This window comes from Chromobacterium sp., from assembly GCF_041912965.1.
Lineage (GTDB): Bacteria > Pseudomonadota > Gammaproteobacteria > Burkholderiales > Chromobacteriaceae > Chromobacterium > Chromobacterium aquaticum.
The window spans coordinates 80,654-101,598 of the sequence record NZ_JAYSGF010000013.1 but is presented as its reverse complement, the minus strand read 5'-3'; the positions used below and the strand labels follow the sequence as shown (position 1 = coordinate 101,598).

The 20,945-nt window shown below is 65.6% G+C and carries 15 protein-coding genes; 14 read left to right on the top strand and 1 reads right to left on the bottom strand.

The genetic code is table 11. The features are described from left to right. Positions 1-67: 67 nt before the first annotated feature. Entirely contained in the window at positions 68-745 is a 678-nt protein-coding gene (locus tag ACE3QM_RS09485; protein WP_053074302.1) for a DUF3313 domain-containing protein, read from the bottom strand. 294 nt (positions 746-1,039) lie between these two features. On the opposite strand from ACE3QM_RS09485, the gene ACE3QM_RS09480 reads away from it, so the two are divergent. The 14 genes from ACE3QM_RS09480 (at position 1,040) to ACE3QM_RS09415 (ending at position 20,879) form a co-directional block, all read left to right on the top strand. Beyond that, positions 1,040-3,661 carry a family 20 glycosylhydrolase gene (locus tag ACE3QM_RS09480; RefSeq protein WP_374421528.1) on the top strand — a complete coding sequence of 874 codons (2,622 nt, stop codon included), beginning with the start codon at positions 1,040-1,042 and terminating at the stop codon, positions 3,659-3,661. A gap of 370 nt (positions 3,662-4,031) precedes the next feature. Continuing rightward, positions 4,032-5,246: an aspartate aminotransferase family protein gene (locus ACE3QM_RS09475; protein WP_374421527.1), complete on the top strand. Its 1,215-nt coding sequence runs from the start codon at positions 4,032-4,034 to the stop codon at positions 5,244-5,246. Between the two features lie 158 nt (positions 5,247-5,404). Then, the gene (gene aruF, locus ACE3QM_RS09470; protein ID WP_231463359.1) at positions 5,405-6,436 is read left to right on the top strand and encodes an arginine/ornithine succinyltransferase subunit alpha; all 1,032 of its coding nucleotides are present in this window, start codon (positions 5,405-5,407) and stop codon (positions 6,434-6,436) included. Continuing rightward, on the top strand, positions 6,433-7,467 hold the full coding sequence (gene astA / locus ACE3QM_RS09465) for an arginine N-succinyltransferase (protein ID WP_048409129.1): 1,035 nt from the start codon (positions 6,433-6,435) through the stop codon (positions 7,465-7,467). The genes aruF and astA overlap by 4 nt, the downstream gene beginning before the upstream one ends. Beyond that, positions 7,467-8,927 (top strand): succinylglutamate-semialdehyde dehydrogenase, encoded by a 1,461-nt coding sequence (astD, locus tag ACE3QM_RS09460; RefSeq protein ID WP_374421526.1) that lies wholly within the window; start codon positions 7,467-7,469, stop codon positions 8,925-8,927. The genes astA and astD overlap by 1 nt, the downstream gene beginning before the upstream one ends. A 235-nt stretch (positions 8,928-9,162) precedes the next feature. Beyond that, entirely contained in the window at positions 9,163-10,509 is a 1,347-nt protein-coding gene (gene astB / locus ACE3QM_RS09455; RefSeq protein WP_374421525.1) for an N-succinylarginine dihydrolase, read from the top strand. A 619-nt stretch (positions 10,510-11,128) separates the two neighbouring features. Next, positions 11,129-12,439 (top strand): lysine N(6)-hydroxylase/L-ornithine N(5)-oxygenase family protein, encoded by a 1,311-nt coding sequence (locus tag ACE3QM_RS09450; protein WP_374421524.1) that lies wholly within the window; start codon positions 11,129-11,131, stop codon positions 12,437-12,439. Beyond that, complete coding sequence (locus ACE3QM_RS09445; RefSeq protein ID WP_374421523.1) at positions 12,436-13,488, top strand: NAD(P)/FAD-dependent oxidoreductase; 1,053 nt, start codon at positions 12,436-12,438, stop codon at positions 13,486-13,488. The genes ACE3QM_RS09450 and ACE3QM_RS09445 overlap by 4 nt, the downstream gene beginning before the upstream one ends. 8 nt (positions 13,489-13,496) lie before the next feature. Then, on the top strand, positions 13,497-15,515 hold the full coding sequence (locus ACE3QM_RS09440) for a class I tRNA ligase family protein (protein ID WP_374421522.1): 2,019 nt from the start codon (positions 13,497-13,499) through the stop codon (positions 15,513-15,515). Continuing rightward, positions 15,512-17,131 (top strand): AMP-binding protein, encoded by a 1,620-nt coding sequence (locus ACE3QM_RS09435; protein WP_374421521.1) that lies wholly within the window; start codon positions 15,512-15,514, stop codon positions 17,129-17,131. Before ACE3QM_RS09440 ends, ACE3QM_RS09435 begins: the two co-directional genes overlap by 4 nt. Before the next feature lie 119 nt (positions 17,132-17,250). Next, positions 17,251-17,856: a GNAT family N-acetyltransferase gene (locus tag ACE3QM_RS09430; RefSeq protein ID WP_374421520.1), complete on the top strand. Its 606-nt coding sequence runs from the start codon at positions 17,251-17,253 to the stop codon at positions 17,854-17,856. A gap of 56 nt (positions 17,857-17,912) precedes the next feature. After that, on the top strand, positions 17,913-18,623 hold the full coding sequence (locus ACE3QM_RS09425; RefSeq protein WP_231464117.1) for an alpha/beta hydrolase: 711 nt from the start codon (positions 17,913-17,915) through the stop codon (positions 18,621-18,623). 17 nt (positions 18,624-18,640) lie between these two features. Next, entirely contained in the window at positions 18,641-19,612 is a 972-nt protein-coding gene (locus tag ACE3QM_RS09420; protein ID WP_374421519.1) for a cupin-like domain-containing protein, read from the top strand. 46 nt (positions 19,613-19,658) lie between these two features. Then, positions 19,659-20,879, top strand: a complete 1,221-nt coding sequence (locus ACE3QM_RS09415; RefSeq protein ID WP_374421518.1) for an ATP-grasp domain-containing protein — start codon at positions 19,659-19,661, stop codon at positions 20,877-20,879. The last annotated feature ends 66 nt before the right edge of the window (positions 20,880-20,945 follow it).

Sequence of the window (20,945 nt, the reverse complement as noted above, 5' to 3'; positions counted from 1 at the left end):
TAAAGAGGGCTTGGATATAAAAATGCCGGTACCCGCGGAAGGGGCCGGCATTTTTCATGGTCAGCGTTCAGGGCTGGGCCGGCTTGATCGCCATGCCGCGCGCCAGCAGCCTGGCGCTGTCGCGACACCAGTCGTCGATCAGGCTTTCCAGGCTCTCCAGCTTGACCGCCTCGCCGCGCTGGAGGCTCTTGTCGCTCTTGCGCAGATTGACGCTGCCGGCCAGCAGCTTGCCGCTATTGGCGTCTTCCAGCTGCGCCATGCTGCCCACCTTGGTCAGATAGGGCTCCTTGCCGGCGGCCAGCCGGCCCAGATTGAACACCGCCTTGATCGGCAGGATGTCCAGCGGCTCCACCCCCGGCCGTTCCTGAGCCATGCCGGTGACGGCCACGCGCAGGCGGGCGCTGTCCGGCAGCGCCTCGCGGCTGACCGGGATGCCGACCTTGTGCAACTCCTCGGTCATCCGCCGCTGGAAATAGGCGGCGATGCGGTTTTCCTCGCCGCTCTGCAGTAATTGCCAATCGCCGTCAGCCTGGTGGCGCATGAAATACAGCGGCTCCACCACGATGGATTTGTAAGCGCTTAGTTGCGCGTCCGGCGCGCGGTACAGCCGTTGCGAGGCGTTGCGCTCAGAGGCCTTGAACGCGGTCAGCGGCAAGCTGAACAAGGTTTGCGGGGCCGCGGCGTCCTGGGCCAGGGCGGGCAGGGCGGCCAGTAATAGCAGGCCAAGCGTGAGGGTTTTGCGCATGATGCGCTCCTGTTAGAGGTTGTGCGGGCGCGCCATCCGCGCAGCGGCGGATCTGGCGGCAACCGCGGCTAGACCGCCGGCATCGCGCAGGCGTTCCCCGGCTTCACAGATCTTTGCATTCCACCATCATCATGCTAGCAGCCGGCAGCGGCGGCGCGCGATTTTGATCTTGAGCATTGAATACCACATTAATACCAGTTAGCCTGTGCCCACGGTGGCATGCGGATGACGAATGGGAGACGCGGCGGGGGAGGCTCCGTCGCGAGGCGCGCCACGCAAATCGCAGAGGTGAGCATGAGGACGAAACAACTATTGGCGGCGGGCCTGTTGTCGGCCAGCGCGCTGGCTTGGGCGCAGCCGGATGTCGCGGCGCTGGCGCGGGACCTGTCTCTGGCGGTGGCGGTGGACAGCAATAAGGGCGCGGCCGCCGGCGCGCGCTGCGTGGAACTGGGCGCGGACTGGGGCAGTTGCCTGCAAGGGCGGCTGATCCTGCAAAACCATGGTCAGTCCGCGGTCCCGGCCAAGGATTGGACCTTGTACCTGCACAGCATCCGACGTTTGCTGCAGCTGGACAGCCCGGACTTCGAGCTGAGCCATCTGACCGGAGACTTGTATCGGCTGACGCCCAAGCCCGGCTTCGCCGGCATCGCCGCCGGCGCCAAGCTGGAACTGCCCTTGGTGGCCGAGTACTGGATGTTGCACAACAGCGACGTGCTGCCGCGGCCTTATCTGGTGGCCGATGGCCAGGCGCCGGCGGTGCTGGCGCGCAATGACGACGACGACGCCAGCTATCTGCTGCCGCTGCCGGGCGATGAATGGAAGTCGCCGGCGGGCGAGGCGCGGCCCTTGATGGACACCGCCGAGCGCTATCGCGAATTCGCGCGCCGCGGCCCGCAACTGGCCGCCGCCGATGTGGCCGCGCGTGTGATTCCCGCCGCGCTGCGCGTCAAGCCGGACGGCGGCAAGGCGGCGGTGAACGGGCTGAACTGGCGGCTGCCGGCGCTGGCTCCGGACGCGCGCGCGGCGCTGGCGCAGCGCGGCCATCAATTGGGCCTGGCCGATCAGGGCCTGCCGGTCAGCGGCGCCGTGGTCAAGGACTTGCCGGCCGATATCGCCGTCGCCGGCGGTTACCGCCTGCGAGTGACGCGCGGCGGCGCGCGCGTGGACGCGCATGACGCCGCCGGCCTGTTCTACGGCGCGCAGACCCTGCTGGGCCTGATACCGCAGGGTGGCGGCGAGATCCCGACGCTGACGCTGGAGGACGCGCCGCGCTACGAGCACCGCGGCTTCATGGTGGACGTGGCGCGCAATTTTCGCCAGCCGGCCACGCTCAAGCGCCTGATCGAGCAGATGGCCGCCTACAAGCTCAACAAGCTGCATCTGCATCTGTCCGACGACGAAGGCTGGCGCTTGCAGATCAACGGCCTGCCGGAATTGACCGAGGTCGGCGCGCGCCGCTGTCACGACCTGAACGAGGATAGCTGCCTGCTGCCGCAACTGGGTTCCGGCCCGGACAATCGCTCCGGCGGCGGCTATTTGAGCCGCGAGCAATATGTGGAATTGCTGCGTTACGCCAAGGCGCGCTTCATCGAAGTGATTCCGGAAATCGACATGCCGGCGCATGCGCGCGCGGCGGTGATGGCGATGGAGCGGCGCTACCGCCATCTCCAGCAACTGGGCCAGCCGGAAGCGGCCTCCGCCTACCGGCTGATCGATCCGCAAGACCGTTCCAACACCTTGTCGGTGCAATTCTACGACCGCCACACCTATGTCAATCCCTGCGTGCCAGGCGTGCCGCGCTTCATCGACAAAGTGGTTTCGGAAGTGGCCGCCATGCATCGCGAGGCCGGCGCGCCGCTGGCGGTCTGGCATTTCGGCGGCGACGAGGCCAAGAACATACTGCTGGGCGGCGGCTTCCAGGACCTGTCCGGCCAGGACCCGGCCAAGGGCAAGATCAAGCTGGCGGAGCAGGACAAGCCCTGGGCGCGCTCGCCGGCCTGCCGCGCGTTGCTGGCGGAGCGGCCGGGGAAAACCACGGCCGATCTGCCCTTGCAGTTCGCCGAGGACGTCAGCCGCATCCTGGCGCGGCACGGCATTGCCACGATGGGCGCTTGGCAGGACGGTTTGAAGGGCGCCAAATCGCCCAAGGACTTCGCCACTTCCAAGGTGATGGTCACCGAATGGGACGCCTTGTTCTGGGGCGCGGCCAAGGAGGCGCATGAGTTCGCCAACAAGGGTTTCCAGACCGTGCTGGCAATGCCTGATTATTTGTACTTCGACTTCCCCTATGAGCTGAACCCCAAGGAACGCGGCTATTACTGGGCCTCGCGCGCAACCGACAGCTATAAGGTGTTCAGCTTCGCGCCGGACAATTTGCCGCAGAACGCCGAGGTGATGACGGATCGCCAGGGCAAGGCCTTCGAAGTGCCCAGCGAGGCGGCGCCGGCGCGCTTCGCCGGCATCCAGGGCCAGGCCTGGAGCGAGGTGATGCGTAGCGATGCCCAGTTTGAATACATGGCCTATCCGCGGCTGCTGGCATTGGCCGAGCGCGCCTGGCACCGCGCGGGCTGGGAACGGCCTTATCGCCAGGGCGAGCGTTATCAGCTAGGCGTCAGTCATCTGGTGGATCGCGCGGCCTTGAACCGGGATTGGCAGCAGTTCGCCGCGGTGCTGGGCTGGCGCGAGGCGGCCAAGCTGGAGCGCGCCGGCATCGGTCTGCGCATCGCGCCGCCGGGCCTGGCTAGCGGGTCGGCCGCGGTGCTGACGGAATTCCCCGGCCAGGCGCTGCAGTTCTCGCCGGACGGGCGCAATTGGACGCCATACCGGCCGGGCCTGGGCGCGGAAGCGCCTTATTGGCGCGGCGTCAGCGGCGATGGCGCGCGTTTTAGCCGGCAGGAGGCGCGCGGCGGCGACTGAGCGCCGATGCGAGCAAGGCAAGGACGCCCGGGCCGCTAGCCCGGGCGTTTTTCATCGCGGATCGCGGTTTCGACGTTGATAGGACAATAATATTGATCTATCTTGCTGATCTCGAAGCGCGCCGGAGGGCGGCGCTTACAGCCGGTTTGGGCACAGCTGGCGGCTGTAATGGATGTTGTCTGACAAAATTTATTGCGCTGTATCAAGGAATGTATACGCCGGTGTCGCAAACCGGATATGGATTTGCGACGGGCTTACCTTAGAATCATTGAAACTTCATGAAATCGTCGATAAAGCCGGCATCACGACTGGTCCTGGATTTTATGAGACGGATAAGAAACAACGATAGAGCAGGAAGGGAACCATCAAGATGAGCAATACTGTAACGCGCGCCGATTTCGACCAGGTCATGGTCCCCAATTACGGCCCGGCCGGCTTCATCCCGGTCAAGGGCCTGGGTTCCCGCGTATGGGACCAGAGCGGCCGCGAATTCATCGATTTCGCCGGCGGCATCGCCGTCAATTCGCTGGGCCATTGCCACCCGCAGCTGGTGGCGGCCTTGACCGAGCAGGCTTCCAAGCTGTGGCACGTGTCCAATGTGTTCACCAACGAGCCGGCCTTGAAGCTGGGCAAGCTGCTGACCGAGACCACCTTCGCCGAGCGCGTGTTCTTCTGCAACTCCGGCGCGGAAGCCAATGAAGCCGCGTTCAAGCTGGCGCGCAAATACGGCTCCGATCACTTCGGCCCGGAAAAGAACCAGATCCTGGCCTGCAAGAACTCCTTCCACGGCCGCACCCTGTTCACCGTCAGCGTCGGCGGTCAGCCCAAGTACACCGAAGGCTTCGGCCCGGTGCCGGGCGGCATCGCCCACTTCGACTACAACGACATCGCATCGCTGAAAGCGGCCATCTCCGACCAGACCTGTGCGGTGGTGATCGAACCCATCCAGGGCGAGGGCGGCGTGATGCCGGCCGACAAGGCCTTCCTGGAAGCCGCGCGCCAGTTGTGCGACCAGCACAATGCGTTGTTGGTGTTCGATGAAGTGCAAAGCGGCGTCGGCCGCACCGGCTCGCTGTTCGCCTATCAGGAATACGGCGTGACCCCGGACATCCTCAGCTCCGCCAAGGGCATAGGCGGCGGTTTCCCGATCGGCGCGATGCTGACCACCGAGAAAGTGGCCAAGAGCTTCGGCATCGGCACCCATGGCTCCACCTACGGCGGCAACCCGCTGGCCTGCGCGGTGGCGCACAAGGTGCTGGAACTGGTCAACGAACCGGCGGTGCTGGACGGCGTGCGCGCCAAGCACCAGCGCTTCGTCGACGGCCTGAACGCGATCAACGCCAAATACCAGGTGTTCAAGACCGTGCGCGGCATGGGCCTGCTGCTGGGCTGCGTGCTGACCGACGCTTACGCCGGCCGCGCCAAGGAGTTCCTGAAAGCCGCTGAAAAGCAGGGCCTGATGTTGCTGGTGGCCGGTTTGAGCGTGGTGCGCCTGGCGCCGTCGCTGGTGATCGAGGATAAGGACATCGACGAAGGCCTGGCGCGTTTCGACGCGGCCATCGCCGAACTGACCTCCGCTCAATAAGGGCCGCGGCACTGATTCCGGGCGGCCGTCGGCCGTCCGTGCTCCAAGACACAATACCGTTATCCGCCCACGTTCCTGCCGCAGGCAGGCACGCGGGTATTGCTGCGCCGCGGTCCCGCCGCGGCCCGGCCGGATTTCAGCGATAGGGGAGATGTCCCATGCTTACCGTGCGTCCCGTCCGCACCTCCGATCTGCCCGCCATCGAACGCATGGCGGTGGCCAGCGGCATCGGCGTCACCAGCTTGCCCAATAACCGGGAAAAGCTGTTCGAGCGCATCCAGCAGTCCGTGTCCGCCTTCGAGCATGAAGCCATCGGCGATTCCGGCTGCGAATACTATATGTTCGTGCTGGAGGAAGACGGCCAGGTGCTGGGCACCGCGTCCATCAATGCTTCCGCCGGCTTCGACGAGCCCTTCTACAGCTACCGCAGCGAAATCTTCGTGCACGCCTCGCGCGCGCTGAAGGTCAACAACCGCGTGCATGTGCTGAATATGTGCCACGACCTGACCGGCATGGTGCAGCTGTGCGGCTTCTACGTGGACGGCCACCTGGAACCACAGGCCGCCGAGCTGCTGTCGCGCGCGCGGCTGCTGTTCATCGCCAGCAAACGCGAGCGCTTCGGCCGCCGCGTGATCGCGGAGATGCAGGGCATTCACGACGACGCCGGCCAATCACCGTTCTGGAACGCCATCGGCCGCCGTTTCTTCAATATGGATTTCCTGCAGGTGGAACAGGCCTTCGTCAGCCACAGCAAGACCTTCATCGCCGAACTGATGCCCAGCTACCCGATCTATGTGCCGCTGCTGCCGGACGAGGCGCAGCACGCGATCGGCCAGATCCACGCCAGCTTCGAGCGCTCTTGCCAGTTGCTGTGCAACGAGGGTTTCGAAGCCGACAACTATATCGACATCTTCGACGGCGGCGCGGTGCTCACCGCCGAGGTGGACCGGCTGAAAACGCTGGAAAACAGCCGCTGCTACCCGGTGGAAGTGTTGGCCAGCCTGCCGGAGCAGGCGCAGCCGCAGTTGTTGAGCAATCTGGAATCCAGCGAATTCGCCGCCGCGGTGTGCCGCGTGGCGGTGGTGGACGGCGTCGCCTTCATCAATCCCGACGCCGCCCGCGCGCTGGGTCTCGCCAGCGGCGGCCAGGTTCAAGTGGTTGGTTTGCAGCAGAAGGAGTCCGCAGCATGATGTTCATCCGCCCCGTAGCCCACAAGGACCTGGACGGCCTGATGAATCTGGCGCGCAGCGCCGGCGTCGGCCTGACCTCGCTGCCGGTCAACGAAGAGCGGCTGTCGCGCCGCATCGCTCGCTCGGTGCTGTCTTTCGCCGGCGAGCTGGACAAGGCCGACCAAGGCTATGTCTTCGTGATGGAAGACGGCGCCAGCGGCGCCATCGCCGGCATTTGCGCGCTGGAAGCCGCGGTGGGTCTGAAGGAGCCGTGGTACAACTACCGCGTCGGCACCATCGTCCACGCCTCGGAGGAACTGGGCGTCTATTCGCGTCACGACACCTTGTTCCTGTCCAACGACCACACCGGCTATTCCGAGCTGTGCACGCTGTTCCTGCACCCGGACTACCGCGCCAACCGCAACGGAGGCCTGTTGTCCAAGAGCCGCTTCCTGTTCCTGGCGCAGTTCCCGCAGCTGTTCGGCAAGCTGGTGGTGGCCGAGATGCGCGGCGTGTCCGACGAAGAAGGCCGCTCGCCGTTCTGGGAAGGTCTGGGCCGCCACTTCTTCTCCATAGACTTCGCCCACGCCGATTACCTGACCGGCGTCGGTCAGAAGGCCTTCGTCGCCGAGCTGATGCCCAAGCACCCGGTCTATATCGATTTCCTGCCGCCGGAGGCGCAGGCGGTGATCGGCCAGACTCATGAAAACACCCGCCCGGCGGTGGCGATGCTGGAGTCCGAAGGCTTCCGCTACGAGGGCTATGTCGACATCTTCGACGCCGGTCCGACGGTGCAGACCTATACCAGCGAAATCCGCGCGGTGAAGGAAAGCGCGGCGGTCGTGGCGCGGCTGGCGGACCCGCTGCCGGAAGGCGACAAAAACTTCTACCTGGTATCCAACGACTCGCTGGCCGGCTTCCGCGCCATCCTGGCCGAGACGCTGGCGCCCACCCATGAAATCCTGCTGACGCCGGAACAGGCGCAGGCGCTGAACGTGGAAGAGGGCGGCCATCTGCGCTGCGTCGCGCTCTACCCCAAGGAGAATGCATAGTGAGCAGCTTATTCATCAATGGACAATGGCAGGAAGGCGCCGGCGCGGCGCTGAGCAAAACCAATCCGGCCGACAATAGCCCGCTGTGGCAGGGCCGCGCCGCCGACGCCGCCCAGGTGGACGCCGCCGTGGCCGCCGGCCGCGCCGCGTTCAAGCACTGGGCGCGCACGCCGCTGGACGCGCGCGTGGCGGTGGCCAAGCGCTTCGGCGAACTCTTGAGCGCCAACAAGGACGCGCTGGCCCGCGTGATCGCCCAGGAAACCGGCAAGCCGCTGTGGGAGGCGCAGACCGAAGTCACCACCATGGTCAACAAGGTGGACATCTCGCTGAAGTCCTATCACGAGCGCACCGGTGAGCGCGCCGCCGCCATGGGCGACGCCCAGGCGGTGTTGCGCCACAAGCCGCACGGCGTGGTGGCGGTGTTCGGCCCCTACAACTTCCCCGGCCACCTGCCCAACGGCCACATCGTGCCGGCGCTCTTGGCCGGCAACGCGGTGATCTTCAAACCGTCCGAACTGACGCCGTGGACGGCGCAGGAAACCGTGCGCTTGTGGGCCGAAGCCGGCCTGCCGGCCGGCGTGATCGCGCTGCTGCAAGGCGCGCGCGATACTGGCGCGGCGCTGGCCGGCCACGCCGGCATCGACGGCCTGTTCTTCACCGGCAGCTCCGCCACCGGCGCGCTGCTGCACAAGAACTTCGCCGGCCATCCAGACAAGATCCTGGCGCTGGAAATGGGCGGCAACAACCCGCTGATCGTGGAAGGCGTCCAGGACATCGACGCCGCCGTCCACCACATCGTCCAGTCCGCCTTCGTCTCCGCCGGCCAGCGCTGCACCTGCGCGCGCCGGCTGCTGCTGCCGCAGGGCGCCTGGGGCGACGCGCTGCTGGCGCGGCTGGTGGAGGTGACGGCCAAGCTGCGCGTCGGCAAATACGACGCCGAGCCGGCGCCCTTCATGGGCGCGGTGATTTCCAGCGCCGCCGCCGAGGCGTTGCTGCAAGCCCAGGCCGCGATGCTGGCGGCCGGCGGCAAGGCGCTGCTGGAAATGCGCCGCTTGACGCCGGACGCGGCGCTGTTGAGCCCGGGCATCATCGACACCACCGCCGCCGCGCGGCCGGACGAGGAATACTTCGGCCCGCTGCTGCAAGTGATACGCTACGCCGATTTCGACCAGGCCATCGCCATCGCCAACGACACCCGCTTCGGTCTGGCCGGCGGCGTGCTGTCCGACGAGCGCACGTTGTACGAACGCTATCTGCTGGAAAGCCGCGCCGGCGTGGTGAACTGGAACAAGCCGCTGACCGGCGCGTCCAGCGCCGCGCCCTTCGGCGGCGTCGGCGCCTCCGGCAACCATCGCGCCAGCGCCTATTACGCCGCCGACTACTGCGCCTACCCGGTGGCCTCGCTGGAATGCGACAGCCTGACCGTGCCGGCGCAGCTGTCTCCCGGCATGGTTTTTTAAGAGCACCCCCTCTCCCCAACCCCTCTCCCGCAAGGGGGGAGGGACTGAAGGCTGAGTGCGACGCCAGTTCATTCGTGCAGTAAGCGCGGGCGGTGCGGTTTTCTCCCCTCTCCCCTCGTGGGAGAGGGGCGGGGGAGAGGGGGCGTGTAGTCAACGCAAAAGAGTTAGGTGGCGAGAAGGGGCCAGATGGCCGTCCCGCCATTCAGATGGATTGAGGCAAGGGAGCATTCTCCAAATGAACGCCTATGAAGTGAATTTCGACGGCTTGGTCGGCCCGACGCACAATTACAGCGGCCTGTCCTTCGGCAATGTGGCGTCCACCAGCAATGTCAGCGCCGCGTCCAACCCCAAGCTGGCCGCCAAGCAGGGCCTGGCCAAGATGAAGGCCTTGCATGATCTGGGCTTCAAGCAGGGCGTGCTGGCCCCGCACGAGCGTCCGGACGTGGCCAGCCTGCGTCTGCTGGGCTTTGGCGGCAGCGACGCCGAGGTGGTGGCGCGCGCAGCCAAGGAAGCGCCGGCCATCCTGGCCGCGGCCAGCTCGGCCTCCTGCATGTGGACCGCCAACGCCGCCACCGTCAGCCCGTCCGGCGACACCGCCGACGGCCGCGTGCATTTCACCCCGGCCAATCTGAACAATAAATTCCACCGTTCGATCGAGCATCCGACCACGGGCCGGCTGCTGCGGGCGATGTTCGCCGACGAGTCCCGCTTCGCCGTGCATCCGGCGCTGCCGGCGCAGATGCACTTCGGCGACGAGGGCGCGGCTAACCACACCCGTTTCTGCGCCGAGTACGACGGCGCGGGGGTGGAGTTCTTCGTGTTCGGCGCGGCGGCTTTCGACGCGCGCTATCCCAAGCCGGCCAAGTTCCCGGCGCGCCAGACCCTGGAAGCCTGCCAGGCGGTGGCGCGGCTGCACGGCCTGAGCGCGGAGCGCGTGGTTTACGCGCAGCAGGACCCGGACACCATAGACGCCGGCGTGTTCCACAACGACGTGATCTCGGTGGGTAACCGCCAAGTGCTGTTCCATCACGAGAAATCCTTTGTCGACCAGCACAAGGTACTGGCCGAGCTGAGCGCCAAGCTGGCAGCCGCAGGCGGCCGCTTCGTCTCGGTGGAGGTGCCGGCGGCGGAGGTCAGCGTCGAGGAGGCGGTGAAGAGCTATCTGTTCAACAGCCAGCTACTGTCCAAGCCGGACGGCAAGATGATCATCGTGGTGCCGGAAGAGTGCCGCAATCAGCCGCGCGTCTGGGCCTACCTTGGCAAGCTGGCCGCCAGCGGCGGTCCCATCGACGAGGTCAAGGTGTTCGATCTCAAGCAAAGCATGCAGAACGGCGGCGGTCCCGCCTGCCTGCGGCTGCGCGTGGCGCTGTCGGCGGCGGAAATCGCCGCGGTCAACCCCAAGGTGCTGATGAGCGACGCGCTGTTCGCCACGCTCAACGGCTGGGTGGATCGCCATTATCGCGACCGCCTGAGCAGCGAAGACCTGGCCGATCCGCAGCTGCTGATCGAAAGCCGCACCGCGCTGGACGAGTTGAGCGGCATCCTGGGCCTGGGTTCGGTGTACCCCTTCCAGCTGGCTTGAGCCAGTATCGCGACTGCCTGATTACAAGTCAGGTGCTCTAGCAACACAGGCCGGGATTCCCGGCCTGTTTCGCATTTTCCGCCCTGGGCGCCGTCCAGGCGCTTGCCTCATTGGCGTCATGCAGACACCTTGCCTTCTGCCATTAACTGTCCTGATTGCTGGCATCAGTTTGTCTAAGATCAACTATTTTTGATTTTTAATGTCATTTGACATGATAAAAATCACATGATAGCTTGAATGACATTGGAATATATCAATAGCTACAGCTGGTTTGGCGCAGCATGAAAACCATGGTGGAACCGGGTTTTCGGCGCTGCCGCCAGCCTGGCGCCGCCGGCGAAGCGGGCAGGGCCGGCGCTTGAATCTTGAGTGTGTGACGAAGGGGCGCCGCCTGCGGCGTTTTTGCAACTGAATGCGGCCTGTCCTTTAGTACTGGCCGGACTCAGGGCGGTGGATTTCATGCCGGCGCGGGCACAGGCCCGGCCTCGGCGATGCTTTGGCGGTTTTGTGGTTGCTGTTCATTGCGAATGAGAGTGTCGGTTGGCTTTTCCGCTGCTGCGATACGCGGTTCATCGCGGCTCCTTTTATCTTGCAAGTACACTTCAAGTGCCAATACATCATGAAATATCACTGCATCGGCATCGGCAGCGGGCCATCCAATCTCAGCGTGGCCTCGCTCTTGCATGGTCAGCATGACATCAAGAGCATTTTCTTCGAGCAGAAACCGGCGTTCTCCTGGCATGACGGCATGATGATTCCAGGCGCGGGGCTGCAGGTTTCCTTGTTCAAGGATTTGGTCACGCTGGCCGATCCCACCAATCGATTCTCTTTTGTGTCCTATCTGCATCAACATGGCAGATTGCTGCAGTTTCTCAACGCGCGTTTCGATCAGGTTTCGCGGCTTGAATTCCGCGATTACTTGAAATGGGCGGCGGAGAACAATGCCAATATCTGCTTTGGCGAGCGGGTGCTGGAGGTCGATTTCGACGGCGGCGCCTTCGTGGTGCAAACCACGAAGCGGCGCGTGCTGAGCGACAACGTGGTCGTCGGCGTCGGCATCGTGCCGGATGTGCCGGACTTCGCGCGCGCCTGCCTCAACGACAGCACGCATTTCCACGTCAATGAGTTCGCCGCCAAGGCCGGTGTCACCGCGGGCAAGCGCGTGCTGGTCATCGGCGGCGGGCAGTCCGGCGCCGAAGTGGTGCTGGAGATGCTGCGCCGTGGCGGCGGCCAGGCGCCGGCGGCGCTGAGTTGGTTGTCGCGCCGGGAGAATTATTTCCCGCTCGACGATTCCCCCTTCACCAACGATTTGTACACGCCCACGCACTCCAACTATTTTTACGAGCAGGACGAGGGCTTCCGCCGCGCATTCATCAAGCGCAATCTGCTCAGCAGCGACGGCATTTCCGAGTGCACCCTGCGCAGCATCTACCAGCAGATCTATTCGCTGCGCTTCATTGAGCGCGCCCCGATCGAAATCAGCCTGCTGCCCTTCCGCGAAGTGCGCGCCATTACTCAGGACGGCGAGCGCTGGTCCATCGCCGCCAGCCATCTGGGCGCCAACAAGCCCGAGACGCTGGCAGCCGACGTGGTGATCTGGGCCAGCGGTTTCAAGCCGGCGCCGACGCCCTTCCTGCAGCCGCTGCGGGAGCGTCTGGAGCTGGAGGGCGAGGAAATCGCCGTCGACCGCGATTACGCGGCGCTGGGCAAACTGCCGCGCAATCGCAGCCTGTTCATCCTGAACGGCATCCGCCAGCAGCGCGGCCTGGCCGATCCCAATCTCAGCCTGACCGCGTGGCGCAGCCAGATCGTGATCCAGCGCATGCTGGATGTGCCGCGCGTCGCTCATCTGGACGCCGCCTTCGTGTCCTGGGCACCGCTGGCGGCGGCGCGCGCGACCAGCCGCCAGCCGAGGAGGGAATGGGCATGACCGGGCCCCGCATCGTCATCATCGGCGGCGGCATCCTGGGCTGCACCGTGGCGGCACGGCTGCTGGAATGCGAGCCGCGGGCGCGGCTCAGCCTGGTGGACCAGGGCTTGATCGGCGGCGGGGCGTCGATGTATTCCGCCGGCGTGCATTTTCCGGTGGGCCGCTCCGAGCGGGTGCGCAGATTGAGCGGCGCGAGCGCGGATTACTACCAGACGCTGCATGCGCGTCATCCGCAGCTGCCCATGCACGGCTTCGACTTCTTCGTCGCCGCCGGCGCGGCCGACGCCGAGCAGGTGCGCGCTCGTTGCGCCGGCCTGCGGCCCTTGTCGGCGGAGGAGAGGCGGCAGGTGATGCCGGAGCTGCCCTATGGCCAGGAAGTATGGCGGATGCCGGACTGCCACGCGATGGATGTGCAGGGGCTGGCGCAATGGTATGCGCGGCGTTTGCGCGAGCGCGCCGAGTTGCTGGAAGGCGTCGGCGTCGAAGCCATCCGCGAGCATGTCGACGGCGTCAGCGTGCTGCTGTCCAGCGGCCGCAGCCTCGCCGCCGACGCCGTGGTGCTCTGTCCCGGACCGTGGGCGAATGAGGGCTGTTGGCGCGAGCTGACCGCCGCGCTCGATATCCGCGTCAAGAAAGTGGTGGCCCTGCATCTGCAACGCCCGCCGGAACATGGGCATGCGCTGTTTTTCCCTGTCGAGGACGCTTTCCTGGCGCCGCTGCCGCAGCGCGGACACTGGCTGTTCAGCTACACCTGCCAGCAGTGGGATGTGACGCCGGACAGATGCCGGCAGGCCAGGGTGGAGGCGCGCGAGATCGACGAAGCCCGCGAGGCGCTGCGCGGCATCGCGCCGGCGCTGGCGCAGCAGCTGGGCTCCGGTCGGGTGTTCTGCGATGCCTACAGCCCAAGCCGGGAGCCGCTGGTGCAATTCGTCGGCCGTCATCAACGCATTCTGTTTGCCGGAGCGGGCAATGGCTCCGGATACCGGCTGGCGCCCGGCATCGCCGCGGAAGCGCTCGCCTTGCTCAACCACGCTCTTACCACAGGATAGTTGAGACCATGCACATCATTGACTTGCAGGAGGCGCAGCTGGCGCCCGCTTTCGGTATCGATATGGCGTCCATTGCCGGCCTGGGCGAGCAGGAACACGTGCGGCTGGCCTACGGCGTCATCGCGCCGGGCCAGGAAAGCAAGCCGCACAAGCACGATGAGCTGGAAGCCTTCCTGATTCTGAGCGGGGAAGGCGTGATCGACGCCGATGGTCATTCCCAGCCGGTGCGCGCCGGAAGCCTGGTGCTGTTCAAACCTTTCGAGAAACACGTGCTGCGCAATGTCGGCCAGCAAGCGCTGAGCTTCTGCGATTTCTACTGGCGCGACGCCGCCAAGCGCGACGCCGCCGCGCAGGACAATGGCGCCTCGCGGCTGCGGGAGCGTCCGGTATTCGTGTTCTCCACGCCGCCCACCCCCAACGGCGACTTGCACCTGGGCCATCTGTCCGGCCCCTATCTGGGCGCCGACGTCTATGTGCGCTTCCTGCGCGCCAGCGGTCACGAGGCTTACCACCTGACCGGCAGCGACGACTACCAGAGCTATGTGGTGGGCCGCGCCCGCCAGGAAGAGAGCAGTCCGCAACAAGTGGCCAGCCATTACTCGGCGGCGATCAAGTCCACGCTGGATCTGATGGACATCCATCTCGATCAATACACCGTCACCACCCGCGCGGAGGGCTATGCGGAAGGCTTGCGCGATTTCTTCTCGCGCCTGGTGCGCGGCGGCGCGCAATTGCGCTCCGACGCTGCGCTGTTCGACGCCGAGACCGGCGACTATCTGTACGAGGTGGACGTCTCCGCCAAGTGCCCGAGCTGCGGCTCGCCCTGCGGCGGCAATATCTGCGAGGAGTGCGGCGAGCCGAACAATTGCGTGGACCTGGACACGCCGCGTTCGCGCTTGTCGGACGCGACGCCGGTCACCGGCGCCATCCGCCGCTACATGATCAATCTGTCCGCCTTCAAGGACGCGGTGGAGCAGCATCAGCTCCTGGGCAAGGTGTCGCCGCGGCTGCAGCAACTGGCGGAGCGGGTGCTGGCGCGCAAGGATTACTGGGTGCCCATCACCCATCCGGCGCAATGGGGCGTGCCGCCGGCGGAGGAGGTCGAGGGCGAACAGGTGATCTGGGTGTGGCCGGAAATGGCTTACGGCTTCCTGCACGGCATCGCCGAGCTGGGCGGCCGGCTGGGCAAGCCCTGGAAGGCGGACCAGCCGCAGCCGGACTGGAAGATCGTTCACTTCTTCGGCTATGACAACAGCTATTACCACTCCATCCTGTATCCGGCCTTGTACCGCATGGCCTTTCCGGACTGGCGGTGCGACATCGATTACAACGAAAACGAGTTCTATCTGCTGGACGGCCTGAAGTTTTCCACCAGCCGCCGGCACGCGGTGTGGGGCAAGGACATTCTGAACCCGGACAGCGTCGACGCGGTGCGCTACTACCTGGCGCGCACGCGCGGCGAGCAGGAGCGCAGCAATTTCACGCTGGACGACTTCCATGACTGCGTGGAAGAAATCTTGCTGGGTCAATGGCAGACCTGGCTGTCCGGCCTGGGCGAGCGCCTGCGGCGCGAGTTCCGGCAGCGGGCGCCCGATGCCGGTTGCTGGACCGCCTTGCACACCGCCTATCTCGACGGCCTGAACCAGCGGCTGGCCAGCCTGAAAACCCATTACGGCGCCGACGGCTTCGCCCTCAACCGCGTGGTGGAAGAATTGGACGGGCTGGTGGCCGGCGCGCTGCGTTTCGCCAAATCGAATCAGCGTATCAGCCAGAATCCGGCGTTGCGCGATGAATACCGCACCGCGATCGCGCTGGAACTGGCCACGGCCCGCCTATTGGCTCAGGCCGCCAGCCCCTTGCTGCCGCGCTTTGCTCAGCGCCTGGGCGAGGCCTTGGGCATGGAGCGCGTAGACCGTTGGCCGGAAGCGGTGGAACTGACGCCGGCTGGCACGCTGCTGGCCTTGGCGGAGCAGGCGTTCTTCACGCCGCTGCGCCGGCAGGACGGTTCGGCGGAGGCGCGGCCATGAGCGACGCCCTGCTGCGTGCGTCGCGTGAAGACGCTGACCTGATCAACACGATAGCGCTGCGCCGCTGCGACGATGAGCGGCATGTGATCCGTTTCCAGCAAGACGGCGCGCTGCGGAGCTGGACCCTGGCCGAACTGGACCGCAAGGCGGCGCGCGTGGCCGTGCGCCTGCAAGCGTTGGGCGTGCGGCCGCGCGACCGGGTGGGCATCCTGTCCCGCAACCGTATCGAGTTCGTGTTGCTGGATCTCGCCATCCTGAAACTGGGCGGGGTCAGCGCCGGCTTCGAGGCCGGCCGCTACGAACCCGGGCAGATCGTCGACATCTACGGCCTGAAGGCGCTGTTCGGCGAAGGCCTCAGCGGCCAAGGTCCATGCTTCGACATCGCCGACATCGCCGCCTGGGCGGACAACGCCGAGGCGGACGCGGCCTGGCGTCCGTTGCACGCCGCTTATGATCCGGCCGACATCTTCGCGATCAAGTTCACCTCGGGCAGCACCGGCGCGCCCAAGGGCCTGGAAGCCACCGTCGCCAGCGCCAATAGCTCCATCAATGAGGTGCAGGCGATGTTCGCGCACCGCGACGGCGACAATCTGCTGGTGTTCCTGCGCCTGGTGTTGCTGCAACAGCGTTACTGGATCTACTCGGCGCTGGTGTTTGGACACGATATCGCCCTGTCCGATCTGGACGGCGCGCTGGACATGGCGCAGGCCAGCCCGCCCACCGTGGTGATGGGGGTGCCGGGCTTTTACGAAGAGCTGCGCGCGCGGCTGCGGCAGCGCCACGGCGACAGCGAACCCGCCGCGCGCGGCGCGCAGATCCAGGCCGCGCTCGGCGGCCGCGTCCGCTACCTGTGGACCGGCTCGGCGCCGGCCAGCCGCGCCGTCCTGGAATTCTTCAACGAGGCCGGGGTGCCGCTGTATGAAGGCTATGGCAGCAATGAAGCCTGCATCGTCGCCAAAAACCATCCGGGCGCCTTCCGTCTGGGCAGCGTGGGCAAGGTGCTGCCGAACAAGGCGGTGCGCTTCGACGAGGACGGCATCCTGATCGTGGCCAGCCGTCACCCGATCAATTGCCGCTATACCTGGTGCGACCCCGGCATCAACGAGAAGAGCTTTCTGCCCAGCGCCGAGGTCAAGACCTGGGATGTCGGCCACCTGGACGAGGACGGCTTCCTCTACATCCACGGCCGCGTCGACGACATCGTGACGGTGACCAATGGCCGCAATGTGCTGGTGCGGGCGATAGAGGAGGGGCTGCGCCAGCACCCGGGCGTACAGGAGTGCGTGCTCTACGGCACCGGCAAGCCCTTCGTCACGGCGATCCTTTCCGCTGCGGCGGCGGATGCGGAGGCCGATGCGCTGCGGCGGCACATCGAGACGATGAATCAACGGCTGTTTCCGGAGGAGCGCATCCTGGCGGCGCTGATCGCCGATGAGCCGTTTTCGATGGAGAACGGCTTGCTGAGTTCCCAGTTCAAGCCCAAGCGCAAGCTGATTCACCAGCGTTACGCGGCGCAGTTGGAGGACATCTATGCGCGCCACGCGCGCGCGCCGACGGCGTTTGCCGCCGACGCGGTGCTGATGTGGGATGGCCGGGCCACGCAGCCTTCAGTCTGAGAGTCTGTTCATGCTCTAGCGGGCAAGAGCGAGACAAGGCGTTTTCAACGCCGCATCGCCGCAGATCGTAAACACACTCTGAGACGCGACCCAGCCCAAACTTATTCGAGGAGCGAGAAATGACTTGGCGGAACCTGAAGGACCTTACCCTGGAAAACGAGCGCGTGCGCTTGCGCCGGATCCGGATCGACGACTACGCCGCCTTCGAGCGCATCGTGTTCGAGCCCGAGATCTGGGAATACTTCGTCGCCCGCATCCAGGCGCCGGACGATCTGAGCCGCTTCATCGAGCAGGCGATACAGGACACCCTCAACGGCACGCGCATCGTGTTCGCCATCATAGACCGCCGGACCGATCGCATCGTCGGCAGCACCGCCTACGGCAATCTGGCCGAGGGCGAGCGGCGGCTGGAAATAGGCTGGTCCTGGCTGTGCCGGGACGCGCGCCGCACCGGCATCAACCGCGCGGTCAAGTTCGAGCTGCTCAAGCACGCGTTCGAGACGCTGGAATGCGAGCGGGTGGAGTTCAAGACCGACATCCTCAACGCCGGCGCGCGCGCCGGCCTGGCCGGCATAGGCGCGGCGGAGGAAGGGGTGCTGCGCAGCTTCAACTTCATGCCCGGCGGCCGCCGCCGCGATGTGATCTATTACAGCGTGCTGCGCCGGGAATGGGAGCGGGTCCGCGACGAGCGCTTCGCGGAACTGGCCGCCGCGGCCAGGCCTTGAGCCATCGTCACCAGCAATCGGAACAGGAAGGTCCGACCTTCCCGGGAGGTTTGAACATGAAAGCGGAAGACTTCACCTTCAACGCCGACGGGCAGCGCTTGGCCGCCACCCGCGTGCAGCCGGAAGCCGGCGCGGCCAGCAGCATACTGACCCTGCATGGACTGGGTCATACCTCGAACCGGCATACCATACGCTATGTGCTGAACCACCTGGCCGAACACGGCCTGGGTTCGGTGTGCTTCGAGTTCTCCGGCAACGGCGACAGCAGCGGGGTGATGGAGGAGTCCTGCCTGCAGCGCCGCTACGGCGAAGTGCTGGCCGCGGCCGAGCATCTGGACAAGCGCGAGCCGCTGACCCTGATAGGCACCAGCATGGGCGGCCATCTCGCCGCCTGGCTGGCGCCGATACTGAAACCGGCCTGCCTGGTGCTGTTCTGCCCGGCCTGCTATCCGGCCGATGCCGTCGAGTCCCGGTTCGACGGCAGCCTGGCCCGGCCGGGTCCCTATGCGGATTCCCCTGCTTATGCCGGCATCAGCGCTTTCGACGGCGATCTGCTGATCATAGGCGCCAGAAAAGATGACGTGGTGCCGGCCGCGGTGCTGGACGGTTATCTGGCGGCGGCCCGGAGTGCCCGCAGCAAGCACATCGTCTGGCTGGACGACTGCGAGCATTTCATCCATCGCTGGCTGCCGCATCAGGACACGCTGCGGCCGCAAGTGCTGAAGACGATACGGGACACCATCCTGCTGGCGCGCGCGCGCCAATGAGTCTATTGGAGGAAGTCATGCAAAACGCTCCCATTCTGATTGAAGCGAATATCCTGAAACGGCGCGATGTCGCCAGCATCGATACCGTGGAAAACGCGTTCTCCAGCGGTCCCGTCGCCGACGTTTTGCGGCAGGCGCCGCTGATAGAGCGCCGCAAGGGCCTGAACAAGGAGGCCTTCGACCGGGAATACCGCCATCAACAGCGGCCGGTGATTCTGGAAGGCTACGCCGCCGACTGGCCGGCGGTGCGCGACTGGAGCTTCGAGCACTTGGCCCAGCGCTGCGGCGACACGCCGGTGGTGGTGAACAGCTACAGCAGCCAGCGCTCCGCCCAGGCCAGCTTCGCCGAATTCGTCGCGATGATGAAAAACAACGAAGGGCCGGACACCCAGCCCATCTATCTGCAGGAATGGTATTACAAGGCTTCCCGCCCGGAACTGGCGGCGGACCTGCCCGAGTTGGACATCGCCCAGTACGACTTCCGCCGCGACTTGTACGGCGAGGTGATTTCCACCAACCACCAGCTGTGGCTGGGCCAGCGCGGCGGCGTCACCCGCCTGCACCAGGACTCCTACACCATCGATGTCATGCATGTGCAGTTGGTGGGCGAAAAGCACTGGATCGTCATGGGTCCGGACGCGAACCTGGCGGAAACGGCGGCGGGGGACGCGGACCTGCACGCGCTGGCCGAGGACCCGGCCACCCGGCTGATGCAATGCACGCTGCAGCCCGGCGACGTGCTGTATCTGCCGGCGCTGTGGTTCCACCGCATCAAATTGCTGAGCAATTCGATAGGCCTGGGACGGAAGTGCCTGGACCAGGCCAATCTGCAAGCCCACATCCGGCAGCGGATGGCGGAATTGCTGGCGCTGGCGCTCAATCCGGAAGAGGTCAAGCTCACCCATCCGGAACTGTTCAATGTGGTGATGATGCGCAATCGGGTCTGGGCCAAGCGCATGGGCATCGATTTGTCGAAACTGCGCCCTTGATTCGGCGCCGGCCACGCAGGCCGCGGATATTGCATGGGAGATGAAAATGAAGCAAGCGCACGTGCTGGTCGTCGGAGGACTGGATCACACGCTCGATAAACTGGATCAGCTGGGCATACGTTATTCGATGATGCAAACGCTGGCGCGCGTCAACGAAAGGCAGTACCGCGCGGCCACGCGCTATGCGGTGATGGATTACGAGGACATGGAGGAGGTGCTGCTGCTGGCGCGGGCCTGGCACGCCAGGGACCCGTTCGACGCGGTGGTGTCCTTCACAGAATACGGCCTGCACCCGGCCTCGCAATGCGCGATCGATCTCGGCATCCCGGGCGACAACCTGGAAGCGGTGCTGCATACCCGCGACAAAATCGATATGCGCGAACTGCTCGGCCGCCATGGCCTGAGCCCGGTGCGCTACCAGGTATGCCAAACCGTGGACGACGCCAAGCGTTTCTTCCGCTCGCTGGAGGGCGAGGGCATGGTGCTGAAGCCTTTTGCCGGCGGCCTCAGCGAAGGCGTGTTCTTCGTCGACGCCGAGGAAGACCTGGAAGCGCGCTGGAACGGCTCCCGCGAGGTGATGGACGGTCCCATCCTGGCCGAGGAATTCCTGCACGGTCCGGAATTCAGCGTCGAATCCCTCTCCATCAACGGCCAGCATCTGATCGCGATGATCACCGAAAAGGAAACCACGGCGCTGCCGCGTTTCATCGAGCTTGGCCACCAGGTGCCGGCGCGGCTGGACGAGGCGCAGCAAGCTGCGGTCAAGGAGCTGGTTAGCCGTTTCCTGGACATCATCGGCCAGAAAACCGGGCCCGCGCACACCGAGATCCGCCTGACCCCGTCCGGCCCCCGCATCATCGAATCGCAGACCCGGGTGGGCGGCGACCAAATCTGGGAAATGTGTGAAATGGTCAGCGGCGTCAATCTCACCGGCGAAACCGTGGCGGTGCTCACCGATATCCCGCGTCCGGAGCGCAAGCCGGTGGCCAAGGCCGCCGCCATCCGCTTCTTCTCCTATGAAAACGCCAGAATCCTTGACGTGCGCGGCATCGAGCGGGCGCAGGGCGCGCCGGGCGTGATCCGGCTGGAATGTCAGCTGCAAGCCGGCCAGCGTTATGAGACGCTCAAATCGTCCAACTCCCGCCAGGGTTATGTGCTGTGCGTGGGCGACACGATAGAGCAGGCCGTCGCCAACGCCGAGGCGGCGCGCGACGCGGTGCAAGTGGCCTGGGAGCCGCTGACCGCGCAGAGCGGCGGCCTCGGCTGAACGCCAGTCCCTGCCCACGGCTGTCGGGCAGGGGCGGCGCGCGGCAGATCGTAAACCGTTTCTTGG

What these genes read in the sequence shown, in the direction of transcription:
- ACE3QM_RS09485 (WP_053074302.1), bottom strand. Translation starts at nt 745, where the DNA reads ATGCGCAAAACCCTCACGCTTGGCCTGCTATTACTGGCCGCCCTGCCC.
- ACE3QM_RS09480 (WP_374421528.1), top strand. Translation starts at nt 1,040, where the DNA reads ATGAGGACGAAACAACTATTGGCGGCGGGCCTGTTGTCGGCCAGCGCG.
- ACE3QM_RS09475 (WP_374421527.1), top strand. Translation starts at nt 4,032, where the DNA reads ATGAGCAATACTGTAACGCGCGCCGATTTCGACCAGGTCATGGTCCCC.
- aruF (WP_231463359.1), top strand. Translation starts at nt 5,405, where the DNA reads ATGCTTACCGTGCGTCCCGTCCGCACCTCCGATCTGCCCGCCATCGAA.
- astA (WP_048409129.1), top strand. Translation starts at nt 6,433, where the DNA reads ATGATGTTCATCCGCCCCGTAGCCCACAAGGACCTGGACGGCCTGATG.
- astB (WP_374421525.1), top strand. Translation starts at nt 9,163, where the DNA reads ATGAACGCCTATGAAGTGAATTTCGACGGCTTGGTCGGCCCGACGCAC.
- ACE3QM_RS09450 (WP_374421524.1), top strand. Translation starts at nt 11,129, where the DNA reads ATGAAATATCACTGCATCGGCATCGGCAGCGGGCCATCCAATCTCAGC.
- ACE3QM_RS09445 (WP_374421523.1), top strand. Translation starts at nt 12,436, where the DNA reads ATGACCGGGCCCCGCATCGTCATCATCGGCGGCGGCATCCTGGGCTGC.
- ACE3QM_RS09440 (WP_374421522.1), top strand. Translation starts at nt 13,497, where the DNA reads ATGCACATCATTGACTTGCAGGAGGCGCAGCTGGCGCCCGCTTTCGGT.
- ACE3QM_RS09435 (WP_374421521.1), top strand. Translation starts at nt 15,512, where the DNA reads ATGAGCGACGCCCTGCTGCGTGCGTCGCGTGAAGACGCTGACCTGATC.
- ACE3QM_RS09430 (WP_374421520.1), top strand. Translation starts at nt 17,251, where the DNA reads ATGACTTGGCGGAACCTGAAGGACCTTACCCTGGAAAACGAGCGCGTG.
- ACE3QM_RS09425 (WP_231464117.1), top strand. Translation starts at nt 17,913, where the DNA reads ATGAAAGCGGAAGACTTCACCTTCAACGCCGACGGGCAGCGCTTGGCC.
- ACE3QM_RS09420 (WP_374421519.1), top strand. Translation starts at nt 18,641, where the DNA reads ATGCAAAACGCTCCCATTCTGATTGAAGCGAATATCCTGAAACGGCGC.
- ACE3QM_RS09415 (WP_374421518.1), top strand. Translation starts at nt 19,659, where the DNA reads ATGAAGCAAGCGCACGTGCTGGTCGTCGGAGGACTGGATCACACGCTC.